The organism is Candidatus Polarisedimenticolia bacterium (genome assembly GCA_036001465.1).
In the GTDB taxonomy this organism is placed as follows: Bacteria; Acidobacteriota; Polarisedimenticolia; order Gp22-AA2; family Gp22-AA2; genus Gp22-AA3.
Genome location: DASYUH010000051.1, coordinates 1 through 13,943, shown reverse-complemented (window position 1 = coordinate 13,943; position 13,943 = coordinate 1). Strand labels below are relative to the sequence as shown.

Genomic DNA, 13,943 nt, shown 5'->3' with positions numbered 1-13,943 from the left:
GGTCACAAGGGACGGCGCTCGCGCTCGGGCGGGAACAGCCCGCCGGGGAACGAGGGCGGGCAGATGCCGCTGCAGCGCCGCGTGCCGAAGCGGGGCTTCCGGCCCGTGTCGCGCGTGCGCTACGCGATCGTCAACCTGGCCCAGCTGGCGGCCTTCCCCGCCGGCAGCACCGTCGGCCCCGATGAGCTGCGCGCGCGCGGCCTCGCCCGCGGGCGCCGGCCGGTCAAGTGCCTCGGCGAGGGGGCCCTCGCCCACGCCCTCACCGTGCGCGCGCACGCCTTCAGTGCCAGCGCCCGGGAGCGCATCGCCGCGGCCGGCGGCTCGGTGGAGGTGCTCGGTGCTTGACGGCTTCTCCAACGCCTCCCGCATCCCGGAGCTGCGCAAGCGGCTCGGGTTCACGGCGGCCGCGCTCGCGATCTACCGCCTCGGGGTCGCGATCCCCACGCCGGGCATCGACGGCCAGGCGCTGGCGCAGTTCTTCGCCCAGGCGCGCAACAACATCGTCGGGCTGGTGAACCTGTTCTCGGGCGGCGCGCTCGAGCGCTTCTCGATCTTCGCGCTCGGCATCATGCCGTACATCAGCGCGAGCATCATCCTGCAGCTGCTGACGGTCGTGGTCCCCTACCTCGAGAAGCTCTCCAAGGAGGGGGAGCTCGGCCGGCGGAAGATCACCCAGTACACGCGCTACGGCACGGTCGTCCTGTCGGTGGTGCAGTCGCTGGGGATCGCGTTCTGGCTCGAGAACCTGACGGGCGGAGGGGGGTCCGGCGGCGTGGTCCCCCATCCCGGGTGGGGCTTCCGCATGATGACCGTCCTGACGCTGACGACCGGCACCGCCTTCATCATGTGGGTGGGGGAGCAGATCTCCGAGCGAGGCATCGGGAACGGCATCTCGCTCATCATCTACGCCGGCATCGTTTCGGGCCTGCCGTCCGCCGTGGCGACCCTGTGGCAGGACGTCACGACCGGCACTCTCGGTCCCATCGCGGTCGTGGTCCTGCTCTTCATGATGACGGGCGTCATCGCCGCGATCATCTGGGTCGAGCGGGCGCAGCGCAAGATCCCGGTGCAGTATGCGCGGCGCGTGGTCGGACGGAGGATGTACGGCGGGATGCAGACCCACATGCCGCTTCGCTTGAACACGGGGGGCGTCATCCCGGTCATCTTCGCGTCCTCGGTCCTGGCCTTCCCGCTCACCTTCATGCAGTGGCTGGGCGTGCAGGACAAGCCGTGGCTGGCCGAGATCTACCGCCAGCTCGACTACAGCATGCCGCTGCACAACCTCCTGTACCTGGTGGCGATCGTCTTCTTCTGCTACTTCTACATCTCGATCATCTTCAATCCGATGGACGTGGCGGACAACATGAAGAAGTACGGCGGGTTCATCCCCGGCATCCGCCCCGGGAGGCGGACCGCGGAGTACCTGGACACGATCCTCACGCGGTTGACGTTCGTCGGGGCGATCTATCTCGGCCTCATCGCGCTTCTCCCGCAGATCCTGATCAGCGGGATGAAGGTCCAGGCCCTGCCGGTCGTCGGTCCGGCCCTGGACCAGATCCTGCCCTCGTTCCTGACGCAGGGGCTCGGGCTGAAGTTCTATTTCGGCGGGACGTCGCTCCTGATCGTGGTCGGCGTGGCCATGGACACGGTGCAGCAGGTCGAGTCGCAGCTCATCATGAGGCATTACGACGGCTTCTTGAAGGGGGCGAGAATCCGCGGCCGGCGCGGGTGACGCATGCCTGCGGCGCACGGCAGGGCAACCCGGCTGGTCCTCCTGGGGGCTCCGGGGGTCGGGAAGGGAACGCAGGCGGCGGAAATCACGCGGCGGGTCGGCCTGCTGCACATCTCGACGGGCGACCTCCTGCGGTCCGCGATACGGGACGGGACGCCGCTCGGACGGAGGGTGGCCGCCATCGTCGAGCGGGGGGAGCTGGTCCCCGACGCGCTGGTGGGCGAGGTGATGGAAGAGAGGCTGTCGCGGCCGGACGCGGCCGACGGCTTCCTCCTGGACGGGTTTCCGAGGACGGTGGCACAGGCCGACCTGCTGGACAGGATCCTGTCCAAGCGGGGCCAGTCGCTGGACCGGGTGATCAGCATCGAGGTCGCCGAGCCGGAGATCATCGACCGGCTGACCGGCCGGAGATCGTGCGACCGCTGCGGCGCCGTGTATCACGTGCGCTACAACCGGCCCAAGGCCGAAGGGATCTGCGATCGCTGCGGCGGGACGCTGCGGCAGAGGAACGACGACACGGACACGGTGATCGCCGAGAGACTGAGGGCGTACCGGGAGCAGACGGCGCCCCTGATCCTCAGGTACCAGAAGGCCGGCGTCCTCGCGGCGGTGGACGGGAGAGGTCGACCGGCGGAGGTGTTCGAGCGGATGGCGGCGGCCGTGCCGGGGCTGCGGGGATGATCATCTACAAGTCCCGGGAGGAAGTCGAGACGATGGACCGCTGCAATCGCGTGGTGGCACAGATTCTCGCGGAGCTCCGGGGGCAGGTCGAGCCGGGCGTGACGACGGCCGACCTCGATCGGGTCGCGGAGAGAATGTGCCGGGACGCGGGCGTGCGGCCGGCCTTCAAGGGGTACCGCGGATACCCCTGCGTGCTCTGCACGTCGGTGAACGAGGAGGTCGTGCACGGCATCCCGTCGCCCAAGAAGGTGCTGAAGGAGGGGGACATCATCGGGCTCGATTTCGGCGTGGTCCTGGACGGCTACTTCGGCGACGCGGCGGTGACGGTCCCCGTCGGCCGGATCAGCCGGGAGGCGCGTGACCTGCTCAACGTCACCCGGGAATCGCTCCACCGCGGCATCCAGGCGGCGCGGCCGGGGAAGCGCCTGTCGGACATCTCGTCGGCGGTTCAGACGCACGCGGAGTCGCACGGATACACCGTGGTGCGGGAGTTCGTCGGGCACGGGATCGGCACGTCGCTTCACGAGGATCCCCAGGTCCCCAATTACGGGAACCCGGGATCGGGCCCGGTCCTCAAGGAGGGCCTGGTCCTGGCGATCGAGCCGATGGTGAACCTCGGCGGCCCGGCGGTGCGGATCCATTCCGACGGCTGGACGGCGTCGACGATCGACGGGTCGCTGTCGGCGCATTTCGAGCGGTCGATCGCGATCACCGAGGATGGCCCGCTCGTTCTCGGCGGCGACGTGGAGGGCTTGTAGTTGCCGAAGGACGAGGCGATCCAGGTGGAAGCGACCGTGGTCGAGCCGCTGCCGAACGCCATGTTCAGGGTGCAGCTGGACAACAAGCACCAGGTGCTGGCGCATATTTCGGGAAAGATGCGCAAGAACTTCATCCGGATCCTGACGGGAGACAGGGTGCTCGTGGAGCTGTCGCCCTACGACCTGTCGCGGGGGCGGATCGTGTACCGGTTCAAGTGAGGCGGGAGGCCTCGAGGCGATGAAAGTCAGGGCGTCGGTCAAGAGAATCTGCGACAAGTGCAAGGTCATCAAGAGGCGCGGCGTGGTGCGGGTGATCTGCGACAACCCGAAGCACAAGCAGCGCCAGGGATAGAAGGAGAAGCCACGTGGCACGCATCGCCGGAGTCGACCTACCGCAGAACAAGAGGGTCGAGATCGCGCTGACGTACATCTTCGGGATCGGCCGTTCGCGCAGCAGCCGCATCCTGTCGAAGGCCGGGGTCACGAAGGACATCAAGGTGAAGGATCTGGCCGAGGACGAGGTGCGCCGGATCCGCGACGTGATCCAGGAGGAGGGGCAGGTCGAGGGGGACCTGCGCAAGAACGTGCAGATGGACATCAAGCGGCTGATCGATATCGGCTGCTACCGTGGCATGCGGCACCGCCGCAACCTCCCGGTGCGGGGGCAGAGGACGCACACGAACGCGCGCACCCGCAAGGGCCCGCGCAAGACCGTGGCCGGCAAGAAGAAGGCGCCGGTCGGCAAGAAGGGCTAGGAGGCTGGGAACACATGGCCGAGGCGAAGGAACCGAAGGAAGGGGCCGGGAAGGAAGCCGCCCCGCGGGCGGAGAAGCCGCCCAAGGCGCCGAAGAAGGCGGAGGCGAAGGAGGGGACCGCTCCGGCCGGCAAGGAGGTCGCGGCCGCCCCGGCGGAGGGCGCCCCGGCGGTGCGCAAGGCGCCCGGGAAGAAGAAGGACAAGAAGAACGTCCCCTTCGCGATCGCCCACGTCCATGCCAGCTTCAACAACACGGTGATCACCATCTGCGACCAGACGGGGAACGTCCTGTCCTGGTCGTCCGCCGGCTGCATCGGCTTCAAGGGCTCGCGCAAGGGCACGCCGTTCGCCGCGCAGATCGCGGCCCAGGCGGCGGCGAACGCGGCCAAGGAGCACGGTGTCCGGCAGGTGGAAGTCCGCGTCACGGGGCCGGGTGCGGGACGGGAGTCCTCGATCCGCGCCATGCAGGCCGTGGGGCTCGAAATCAAGGCGATCAAGGACGTCACGCCGATCCCGCATAACGGCTGCCGTCCCCCGAAGCGCCGGCGCGTCTGAGAAGAGGAGGATCCAGGAGTGGCGAATATTCGTGGTTCGGTCTGCCGGCTCTGCCGCCGCGAGGGGCTGAAGCTGTTCTTGAAGGGGGCGCGCTGCTACACCGAGAAGTGCGCCATCGAGCGCCGGAACTTCGCTCCGGGCCAGCACGGCAAGCGCCGCGTGAAGCTGCAGGGATACGGCGTCCAGCTGCGCGAGAAGCAGAAGGTCAAGAGGCTCTACCGGGTCCTCGAGAAGCCGTTCCGTCTCGCCTTCCAGGAGGCCAGCCGGAAGAAGGGGGTCACCGGCGAGCTGCTCCTGATCAACCTCGAGCGCCGTCTCGACAACGTCGTCTACCGGCTCGGGTTCACGGCGTCGCGGGCCCAGGCGCGCCAGTTCGTGTCGCACGGGCACGTGCGCGTCGACGGCCGCAAGGTGGACATCCCGTCGTATCTCGTCCGGGCGGGTCAGGTCATCGCCCCCAAGGCCAAGATGGAGAAGCACGACGCTCTCCTGGCCTCCTTCGAGCAGGCCCGCGCCCGCGGTTTCCCGCAGTGGCTGTCCGTGGACACCGCGACGGTCCGGGGGACCGTCGCCTCCCTGCCGCGGCGGGAGGACGTCACGATGCCGATCCAGGAACAGCTCATCGTCGAGCTTTACAGCAAGTAAACGATCCGGGCCGCCGCACGCGCGGCCCGCGAGGAGGATGGACCCGATGCTGTGGAAAGGTTTCCAGAGGCCGAAGCGCCTTGAATGCGATCTGGAGTTGCTGACCCCGACGTACGGGAAGTTCTGGGCGCAGCCCTTCGAGAGGGGCTTCGGCACGACGATCGGCAACGTCCTGCGCCGGGTCCTCCTGTCGTCCATCGAAGGGGCGGCGATCACGGCGGTCAAGATCGAGGGCGTGCAGCACGAGTTCACGTCGATCCCGGGGGTGGTGGAGGACACCATCGACCTGATCCTCAACCTGAAGCAGATCCCGCTCAAGCTGAACGTGAGCCACGCCGAGACCATCTACCTGCGCGCCGAGGGGGCGGGGGACGTCAAGGCGGGCCACATCGAGACGAACCCGAACGTCGAGATCCTGGATCCCGAGGTGCACATCGCCACGCTCTCGGAGGAAGGGCGCCTGAACATCGAGATGCGCGTCAAGCCGGGGCGCGGCTACGTGCCGGCCGATCGGAACTTCGACACGGACCTGTCGATCGGATTCATCCCGATCGATTCGGTGCACTCCCCGGTCAAGAAGGTGAACTACACCGTCGAGGACGCGCGCCTGGGCCAGACCACCGACTACGACAAGCTGACCATCGAGGTCTGGACGAACGGCGCCGTGCAGCCGCAGAGCGCGGTCGCCCTCGCCAGCAAGCTCCTGAAGGACCACCTGTCCATCTTCATCAATTTCGAGGAAACACCCGAGATGGACGTGGAGGAGGTCGATCGCGAGAAGGACCGCATGCGCGAGAACCTGATGCGCTCGATCGAGGAGCTGGAGCTGTCGGTGCGCTCCTACAATTGCCTGAAGAACGCCGACATCAAGACGATCGCCGACCTGGTCCAGAAGACCGAGGCGGAGATGCTCAAGACCAAGAATTTCGGCCGCAAGTCGCTGAACGAGATCAAGGAGCTCCTGGCCGAAATGGGCCTCTCGCTCGGCATGAAGGTCGACCATATCCTGAAGCCGAAGGAGGAGTAGCACTCCGATGCGCCACAACGCAGGATACCGGAAGCTCGGCCGCACGAAGGAGCACAGGAAGGCGCTGCTCCGCAACCTGGCGACCGATCTGTTCCGGCACGAGCGCCTGACCACCACTCTCCCGAAGGCCAAGGAGCTCCGGCCCTATGCGGAGAAGCTCATCACGATGGCCCGGCGCGACGACCTGCACTCGCGACGCATGGTCCTGGGGCTGGTCCACGACAAGGGGGTGGTCAAGAAGCTGTTCGACACCCTCGGACCGAGGTTCACGTCCCGCCCGGGCGGCTACTCGCGCATCCTGAAGCTGGGGCCCCGTCCGGGGGACGGCGCCGACATGGCGATCGTCGAGCTGGTGGGCTCGGAGCCGGTCTTCAAGAAGCAGAAGGAAGAGAAGAAGGCCAGGCGGGACCGCAAGGCCAAGGGGCGCGAGAAGGAGGCGGCCGAGGCGGCCGCGATGGAAGGGGCCGCCGAGGCGGCCGGCGAGCAGGAGGAGAAGGACGGGCAGGACGAGAAGGGCAAGAAGAAATAAACACCCGCGGTCTTGATGCACCGTGCGGGACGATGCGAGGGGGAGCCGCTTGGCTCCCCCTTTCTGCATTCAGCCGCGCCGGGCGCGTCGGCCGGGGCCGGACCCATCGGGCCCGAATCGCAGGCGCAGCCCGGTGATCAGGTCGCTCGTGGCGTGCCGTTTGGGATCGCCGGCGATGCGCACCGTTCCGCCGTAGGCTCGCACCACCTCCCGTTCGGGCACGCTGGCCGCCGTGTAGTCCGTGCCTTTGCAGTGGACATCGGGGCGAAGCCGGCGGAGGAGCGGCGCGACCGTGGGCGAGGGGAACCGGACCACGAAATCGACCCCGTCGAGCGCCGCGACCAGGCGGGAGCGGTCCGCGGCCGGGACGATCGGCCGGCCGGGGCCGCGCAGGGAGCGGGCCGACCGGTCGCTGTTCAGTGCGACGACCAGGACGTCTCCCAGCCGGCTCGCGGCCCTGAGATATCGGACGTGGCCGACGTGCAGAAGGTCGAAGAGCCCGTTGGCGAGGACGATCCGCGGGCGCGGTCGGCGGCGGCGCAGCCGGGAGACGAGGCGCTGCAGCCGGGGAAGAGCGACGATCCGGCCTGCGCTTCTGGCGCGGGGCCGGGTCACGCCGGCGGCGACGGGCTGTCGACGGCCGGATCGGAGCGCACGGCCCGGCGCAGCTCGTCGCGGCTGACGGTCGCCGTCCCGCGCTTCATGACCACGATCCCTCCGGCGTAGTTGGCGAGCCGGGCAGCCTCCGCCGGGGCGCAGCCCGACAGCATCGCCAGGGCGCAGACGCTGATCACCGTGTCGCCCGCCCCGGTCACGTCCGCCACCTCGTCGGTGCCGTACACGGGGAGGTGGAGCGGATCGGCGCCGCGGGTGAACACGGACATGCCGCGGCTGCCGCGCGTCACGACGATCGTTTCGGCGTCGATGGCCTCGCGCAGGAGCGTCCCGGCGCGCGCCAGCTTGTCCGGATCATCGTTCACGCGCTCGCCGAGGGCCGCTTCCGCCTCCTGCAGGTTGGGCGTCGCCGCCTTCATGCCGCGGTACGATCGGAGCTGGGAGCGGGAGTCCACGAAGAGGGGCAAACGCGCGCCGCGCACCGCATCGAGGACCGGACCGATGGTTCCCGGGTGCATGAGGCCGAGCCCGTAATCGGAGATCAGGACGCCCTTCGCCTGTCCGAGGGCCTCGCGGATCGAAGGCCACAGGGGCCGCCCTTCGACGGGCGCGCCGCACCCCCCGCCCCGGTCGACGCGGACGATCTGCTGCTTCACCGAGTGGGCGCTTCCGGCCAGCACGCGGCGTTTCACCGGCGTGGCGTAACCGGGATCGCGCCAGATGCGCGAGGTGTCCGCCCCGCGCTCGCGCAGGATCGCGACGAGCCGTTCACCCGACTCATCCTGGCCGACCCGGCCCACGACCACGGGGCGCCCTTCGAGCGATGCGAGGTTGTGGACGGCGTTGGCGCCGCCGCCCGGCAGACGGTCCGTCTTCCGGTGCCTCAGGATGAGGACCGGCGCCTCCCGCGAGACCCTGTCGATCTCGCCGTACTCGAATTCGTCCAGCACGAGATCGGCGACGACCAGGACGCTCAGCCCGGCCATCCGGTCGATGGACTTCAACAGCGAATCGCGCAGGGTCACGGGCGCCCTCCGGCCGTCCGTCGTCCCAGGATCCAGCGCACCGCGTCCAGGAGGTCGTCGGCCGTGTGCGCCGGGGGCGTCCTGAACCTCTCTCTCTGGTGCTCCACGAGGCCGCGGCCGTATCCTGTCAGGACCAGGACTCCGGGCACCCCGGCGGACGCGCCGGCTTCGATGTCCACCACGCTGTCCCCCACCACGAACGACGTCTTCAAATCAATCGGGTGCTCGCGCGCCGCCCGCAGGATCATACCCGGCTTCGGCTTGCGACAGTCGCACTGGGCACGCCAGGGAGGGCTCCCCTCTGCGGGATGGTGCGGGCAGTAATAGATGGCGTCCAGGCGCGCCCCCCCGGAGGCCGCAAGCGATCGAAGTCGCGCGTGCACTTCCTCGACGAGCGCCTGGCTGAAGTAGCCGCGGGCCACCCCCGACTGGTTGGTCGTCACGACCGTCAGGAAGCCGGCGTCGTTGAGCAGCCGGATCGCCTCGAGGCTCCGAGGCAGGAGCCGGTAGCGGGAGAGGTGATTGACGTATCCCACCTCCTCGCTGATGGTCCCGTCCCGGTCCATGAAGACGGCGGGGCGGCTCATGGGTGCGTCGTCGCGCGCCCGGCGGCGGAGGGGGTCGCCGCAGCGTGCCCCGGCTCGGTCGCCGCAGCGGCCGCAGGGGGTGCCGCGGCCGTCCGTTGCGTCCGCCAGCGGTTGTGCATCCACAGCCAGCAGTCGGGGCGCCGGCGGATCTCGTCCTCCAGCCGCGTGGTGCACTGCTGTGTGAGGGCGAAGATGTCCTCGGCCAGGGTCCCGCGCCGCGCGGCGACGATCGGCTCGCCGTAGCGGACCAGGAACCGGCCGTCCGGAAGCGGGTACGAGAAGACGGGCACGATCGGCGCGCCGGATTTCAGGGCGAAGGTCGCGAGCGCCGGCGTCGTGGACGCGGGAGCGCCGAAGAACTGGACGAAGAGGCCGCCGTCGCCGCGCACGTTCTGGTCGATCATCAATCCGACCGCGCGCCCGGGGCGCAGCGCCCGCAGCACCCCGCGCGCCGCGTCGTACTTGGAGATCAGCTCGTTCCCCGTGATCTTCCGCAGGCCGGCCAGGTAGGCGTCCAGCCGGCCGTTATCCAGCGGGCGCACGACCATCGAGAACGGCACGCCGAGCCGGGGCTGCAGGAGTCCGATCAGCTCCCAATGCCCGAAGTGGCCCGAGAACACCAGGACGCCGCGCTTCCCGGACGCCGCGGCGCGGAGATGCTCCGTGCCTTCGAAGACCGCGACGCGATCGAGGGGATGGCGCGCGATCCTCCCGAAGTAGGCGGCGTCCGCCATGATCATCCCGGCATGCGCGAAGGAGGCGCGGGCCAGCCGCTCCCGCTCGCGGGGGGTGAGGTCGCCGCCGAAGGCGCGCTCGAGGTTCGCCCGGGCGATGCGCCTGTGCCGGGCGGACGCGGCGTGGAACAGAAGACCGCAGGCGCGGCCGATTCCGAGCCCCGCCCTGCGGGGCAGGAACCCGAGGGCGGTGAGAAGCGCACGGCACAGAAGATAGGACAGGGCGTGCCGCACCCCGCGGGTCTGTGGAAGATGGCGGAGGCGGCGCAGGGGGGTTCTGGGATCGGGGCGGGTTTCGGTGCGCACGTCAATGCCCCCGGTCCGGGCGGAGAGCCGCGAGACGATCCAGGAGCCAGGGCTGCAGGTCCCGGCCCGGGCGGAACGACACCCGGATCGCCAGGGCATAGAGGGGAGGTGAGGCGTCCGGGGCCTCTCCGATGCGCACCAGGTCCTTCTCCGTGGTCACGAGCACTTCGGCGCCGACGCGACGAGCCTCCATCGTCACCTCTTGCAGATCATGTGGCCGGAAAGGATGGTGATCGGCGAACCGGCGCGATCCTGCCAGGCGGAGGCCGAGCCCGCGCAGGTCCTCCTCGAACCGCTCCGGCCGGGCAATCCCGGAGAACGCATAGACCGAAAACCCCTTCAGCGCGGCGAGGCCGATCGTCTCTCCCTCCGATCGGACGAACGCACGCGGCTCCATCCTGCAGTGGAACAGGGCCGCATCCGGTTTGTATCGCGCCAGGGCGGAGGCCAGGCTCGAGGGACACTGTCCGTCCGATCGAGTCAGGATGCAGGCATGGGCGCGCGCAATCGACGAGAGCGGCTCGCGCAGCGGGCCGCTCGGCAGCATTCTACCATTGCCCCAAGGGTCGCGGCCGTCCACGAGCACGAGGTCGAGATCGCGCGCCAGCCGGCGGTGCTGGAACGCGTCGTCGAGGACGATCACCTCGGGGGACGCGGCGCGGAGCAGGAGGCGCGCCGCCCGCACCCGATCGGCGCCGACCGCGACCTGCACGGCCGGATTGTCCCGGGCGATCAGGTACGGCTCGTCCCCTGCGCTCTGCGCATCAGCGAGAAGCGCGCGGCCGTCGGAGACCAGCAGGGGATCCACCGACGATTTCCGGCGATAGCCGCGGCTGACCACGCCGACCCGGTATCCCGAGTCGCGCAGCAGACTGGCGATGCACGAGGTCAGGGGGGACTTGCCGGTCCCGCCGACCGTCAGGTTGCCGATGCTGATGACCAGGCACGGGAGCCGCTGGATGCCCAGGCGCCCCGAATCGTAGAGCGCGTTCCGCAGCCCGACCACCGCGCGGTAGGCCACCCCGGGAAGATAGAGCAGGGGTGCCAGGGCCGGCGCGGCGAGGAGCCGGCCCGGCCCGGTCACGGCCGGGCGACCTGGAGCCCGCGCGCCGGGGCGGGAGCCAGGACCTCCTCGACGAGGGCGATAGTGCGGCCCAGGGCGCCGCGATTCGTCTCGACGACCCGCCGCGCCATGGTGGAGGAGACGGCGTAGCCGGCACGGTCGGACACCAGGCGGAGCAGGAGGCTCCCGAGCTCGTCCGCGTCGCGCGCCACGAACCCGGCCCCCGCCGCCGTGAGCGCTTCGGCGGCGGCGCGGAAGTTCTCCATGTGCGGCCCGAACAGGACAGGCCGCCCGATCGCCGCCGGCTCGAGAACGTTGTGGCCCCCGCGCGGCACGAGGCTGCCGCCGACGAACACGAGATCCGAGGCGGCGTAGATGACCGGGAGCACCCCCATGGCGTCGAGCACCAGGACGTCGAAGCGCGGGGGAGGCGGCCGCCTCGCCGTCCCGGCGGCCGGGGCCCCGGGTCCGTCCGCCGCGAGGCGGCTCCAGAGCAGGACGGTGTGCCCGGCCTCGCGGGCCAGGCGCTCCGCTGCGGCGAAGTTCTCCGGATGACGCGGCGCCAGGACGAGGCGCGCCGAGGGGTGGGACCGGCGCAGGAGCGCGAACGCATGAAGCACCGGCCGTTCCTCGCCCGCGGCGGTGCTGCCGGCCACGAACAGCGGCTCTCCGTCCTCGAGCCCCAGCCGCAGGCGCACAGCCTGCCTGTCGGCCGCAGGAGGATCGAGATCGAATTTCAGGTTGCCGGTGACGCGCACCCGCCGCCCGTCCGCCCCGAGGCTGACGATCCGATCTCCGTCCTCGCGCGACTGCATGCCGAAGAGGCTCACTCCGGGAAGCGCCCTGTGGAGGAGGGGCCGGACGAGGCGGTAGCGCGGATAGGCGCGCGGCGAGATGCGACCGTTCACGAGGACGACCGGAACCCCGCGCCGGGCGGCGAGTCGCAGGAGATTGGGCCAGATCTCCGTCTCCAGGATCAGGATGGCCCGCGGACGCAGGCGATCCAGGAGGCGCCCCATGGCGAAGGGGAGGTCGAACGGCAGCGCGGCGATCGACTCGGGAGGCCGGGTGCCACCCGTCCCCGCGGCCGCCAGGGCTCTCCCCGTGGCGGTCGCCGTGGTCAGGTGGACGGGCACTCCGGGGAAGCGCCGGCGCAGCGACGCCAGGAGCGACAGGGCGAGACGCACCTCGCCGACCGAGACGGCGTGGATCCAGAACCCGCCGGCCGCCGCGTCGTCCGGAGGAAAGCCGAGTCTCTCGCGCAGGGGGGTGGGGGAGGCGCGTTTCAGAAACGTCATCAGCATCTGGCAGGGAAGAACGACGGCCCAGGCCAGGACGAGCAGGGCCGCGTACAGGCGATACATGGACAATCAGTATAGTTCAGCGCTTTGACGGCCGTCAACGCATCGCCGCGACGTCCCGCGTGGTCCCCGCGCCCCTCTTGTCCGCGGGCCGGCGGCAACCCATATTGAGGGAGCATGACGACGATCCGGATGGTCCTCCGCGCCGGCACCGGCCCGGCGCCGCATGGGGCGCCCGCCCCCGCGGCGTCTCGCCGGGACATCGCGTGAGCCGGCCGGCCATACTCCTGGTCAGTCACGACCCGGGGTCCCGATCGCAGCTCAGGGACCGCATCGCCGCGGTCTGCCCGCCGGGCATGGAGGTCGTGGCGGCCGCCTCGACGGAGGAGGCGCTCGGCGTCCTCTACACCCTGCGCGAGCAGCACCGGCCGGTCGAGCTGGTCATCGCCGCCCAGGGCATGCCCGGTATTCCAGGCGGCCGCTTCCTCGAAATCGTCAATGCGCAATTTCCGGGCGTGGGCAAGATCCTGCTGTCGGACACCCCCAGCCTGGACGAGGCGATCTACGCCCTGAACAACGCCGGACTGGACAAGTACATCCCCACGCCCTGGGACCCGGAGGACGTCAAGTTCACCATCACCGCCCTGCTGCGTCAGCGGGAGATGAAGCTTCTCAACGAGAAGCTCCTCTCGGACCTGCAGGTGCGGAACCAGCAGCTCACCACGGCCCTCGGGAATCTCGAGCAGGCCCGGAGCGACATGGAGCATTCCTACATCCAGACGGTGGAGTCCCTGGCCATCGCGCTCGAAGCCAAGGACCGGTACACCGCGGGGCACTCCCAGCGCGTGTCCAAGTTCGCCCGACTCATAGCCCGCGCGCTCGGCCTTCCAAAGGAAGAGGTCTCGATCGTCGCGCAGGTGGCGCTCCTCCACGACATCGGCAAGATCGGCATGATGGACAAGATCCTGAACAAGCCCGCCAACCTCACCCCCGAGGAGCGGGAAGCCATCAAGTCGCATCCCGTGATCGGCGCCCAGATCCTGGCCCCCGTGTCCACGTTCTCCAAGCACGTGGCCGGCATCAAGCACCACCACGAGATGTACGACGGGACCGGATACCCGGACCGCCTGAAAGGCAGGGACATCCCGCTGCACGCCCGCATCGTCTGCCTCGCCGATGCCTTCGACGCCATGACCTCGACGCGTCCGTACCGCGTCGGCCTGCCGATGGAGTTCGCGATACAGGAAATGAACAAGATGGCCGGGATCCAGTTCTGCCCCGAATGCGTGGACGCCTTCATCCGGGTCCTCAGGACGGTCGGCGTCGCCGAGGACGGGGTGGCGGGCGACCTGCCGCCCGGGGCCCCGGCGGGCCCCGAGTCCGCAGGCGTGCGCCGGGACACTCCGACCGAGGACGCCTCCGGGCCGTTCCGCGACGTCGATCTTCCCACCGGCACCTGACCAGGACGTTTCCCGGCAACCCACTTGACATACGGCCTCCGCGGGCGTAGGATACTATTCGTTATATATATAAGATTTATATAATGTCAGTTCGGCGCGAGGAGGAGTCGCGATGCCGGGGCACAAGAAAATCCGGACCTTCACGGCCACCGAGCAGGATCTCGTGATGCT

The 13,943-nt window shown here is 69.6% G+C and carries 18 protein-coding genes; 12 read left to right on the top strand and 6 right to left on the bottom strand.

Going from position 1 to position 13,943, the window contains the following annotated elements; all coding sequences use genetic code 11:
• The 11 genes from rplO to rplQ form a co-directional block, all read left to right on the top strand.
• Nucleotides 1-345 (top strand): 50S ribosomal protein L15 (gene rplO, locus VGV60_10260; protein HEV8701640.1); only part of this gene is annotated, 345 nt, incomplete at its 5' end.
• Entirely contained in the window at nt 338-1,732 is a 1,395-nt protein-coding gene (gene secY / locus VGV60_10255; protein ID HEV8701639.1) for a preprotein translocase subunit SecY, read from the top strand. The genes rplO and secY, both read left to right, overlap by 8 nt.
• Before the next feature lie 3 nt (nt 1,733-1,735).
• The gene (locus VGV60_10250; protein ID HEV8701638.1) at nt 1,736-2,413 is read left to right on the top strand and encodes an adenylate kinase; all 678 of its coding nucleotides are present in this window, start codon (nt 1,736-1,738) and stop codon (nt 2,411-2,413) included.
• The gene (map, locus tag VGV60_10245; protein HEV8701637.1) at nt 2,410-3,171 is read left to right on the top strand and encodes a type I methionyl aminopeptidase; all 762 of its coding nucleotides are present in this window, start codon (nt 2,410-2,412) and stop codon (nt 3,169-3,171) included. The genes VGV60_10250 and map overlap by 4 nt, the downstream gene beginning before the upstream one ends.
• The gene (gene infA, locus VGV60_10240) at nt 3,172-3,390 is read left to right on the top strand and encodes a translation initiation factor IF-1 (GenBank protein HEV8701636.1); all 219 of its coding nucleotides are present in this window, start codon (nt 3,172-3,174) and stop codon (nt 3,388-3,390) included.
• A gap of 19 nt (nt 3,391-3,409) precedes the next feature.
• On the top strand, nt 3,410-3,523 hold the full coding sequence (gene rpmJ / locus VGV60_10235; GenBank protein HEV8701635.1) for a 50S ribosomal protein L36: 114 nt from the start codon (nt 3,410-3,412) through the stop codon (nt 3,521-3,523).
• Between the two features lie 13 nt (nt 3,524-3,536).
• Nucleotides 3,537-3,926: a 30S ribosomal protein S13 gene (rpsM, locus tag VGV60_10230; GenBank protein HEV8701634.1), complete on the top strand. Its 390-nt coding sequence runs from the start codon at nt 3,537-3,539 to the stop codon at nt 3,924-3,926.
• A 170-nt stretch (nt 3,927-4,096) separates the two neighbouring features.
• A complete protein-coding gene (gene rpsK, locus VGV60_10225; GenBank protein HEV8701633.1) occupies nt 4,097-4,480 on the top strand; it encodes a 30S ribosomal protein S11 in 384 nt (127 codons plus the stop codon).
• A gap of 18 nt (nt 4,481-4,498) precedes the next feature.
• Nucleotides 4,499-5,125 (top strand): 30S ribosomal protein S4, encoded by a 627-nt coding sequence (rpsD, locus tag VGV60_10220; GenBank protein HEV8701632.1) that lies wholly within the window; start codon nt 4,499-4,501, stop codon nt 5,123-5,125.
• 46 nt (nt 5,126-5,171) lie between these two features.
• A complete protein-coding gene (locus tag VGV60_10215) occupies nt 5,172-6,152 on the top strand; it encodes a DNA-directed RNA polymerase subunit alpha (GenBank protein HEV8701631.1) in 981 nt (326 codons plus the stop codon).
• A gap of 7 nt (nt 6,153-6,159) precedes the next feature.
• Complete coding sequence (rplQ, locus tag VGV60_10210; protein ID HEV8701630.1) at nt 6,160-6,681, top strand: 50S ribosomal protein L17; 522 nt, start codon at nt 6,160-6,162, stop codon at nt 6,679-6,681.
• Nucleotides 6,682-6,750: 69 nt separating this feature from the next.
• On the opposite strand, the gene VGV60_10205 is transcribed toward rplQ, so the two are convergent.
• The 6 genes from VGV60_10205 to VGV60_10180 are packed head-to-tail and all read right to left on the bottom strand — an operon-like array spanning nt 6,751 to nt 12,375.
• Nucleotides 6,751-7,296, bottom strand: a complete 546-nt coding sequence (locus tag VGV60_10205) for an adenylyltransferase/cytidyltransferase family protein (GenBank protein ID HEV8701629.1) — start codon at nt 7,294-7,296, stop codon at nt 6,751-6,753.
• Nucleotides 7,293-8,321 (bottom strand): PfkB family carbohydrate kinase, encoded by a 1,029-nt coding sequence (locus VGV60_10200; protein HEV8701628.1) that lies wholly within the window; start codon nt 8,319-8,321, stop codon nt 7,293-7,295. The genes VGV60_10205 and VGV60_10200 overlap by 4 nt, the downstream gene beginning before the upstream one ends.
• Nucleotides 8,318-8,908 (bottom strand): D-glycero-beta-D-manno-heptose 1,7-bisphosphate 7-phosphatase, encoded by a 591-nt coding sequence (gene gmhB, locus VGV60_10195; protein HEV8701627.1) that lies wholly within the window; start codon nt 8,906-8,908, stop codon nt 8,318-8,320. Before gmhB ends, VGV60_10200 begins: the two co-directional genes overlap by 4 nt.
• Nucleotides 8,905-9,948, bottom strand: coding sequence for a lysophospholipid acyltransferase family protein (locus VGV60_10190; GenBank protein ID HEV8701626.1), 1,044 nt, complete (start codon nt 9,946-9,948; stop codon nt 8,905-8,907). The genes gmhB and VGV60_10190 overlap by 4 nt, the downstream gene beginning before the upstream one ends.
• 1 nt (nt 9,949) lies before the next feature.
• Nucleotides 9,950-11,032 carry a tetraacyldisaccharide 4'-kinase gene (gene lpxK, locus VGV60_10185; GenBank protein HEV8701625.1) on the bottom strand — a complete coding sequence of 361 codons (1,083 nt, stop codon included), beginning with the start codon at nt 11,030-11,032 and terminating at the stop codon, nt 9,950-9,952.
• On the bottom strand, nt 11,029-12,375 hold the full coding sequence (locus tag VGV60_10180; protein ID HEV8701624.1) for a glycosyltransferase N-terminal domain-containing protein: 1,347 nt from the start codon (nt 12,373-12,375) through the stop codon (nt 11,029-11,031). Before VGV60_10180 ends, lpxK begins: the two co-directional genes overlap by 4 nt.
• Nucleotides 12,376-12,578: 203 nt before the next feature.
• On the opposite strand from VGV60_10180, the gene VGV60_10175 reads away from it, so the two are divergent.
• Complete coding sequence (locus tag VGV60_10175) at nt 12,579-13,772, top strand: HD domain-containing phosphohydrolase (GenBank protein ID HEV8701623.1); 1,194 nt, start codon at nt 12,579-12,581, stop codon at nt 13,770-13,772.
• The last annotated feature ends 171 nt before the right edge of the window (nt 13,773-13,943 follow it).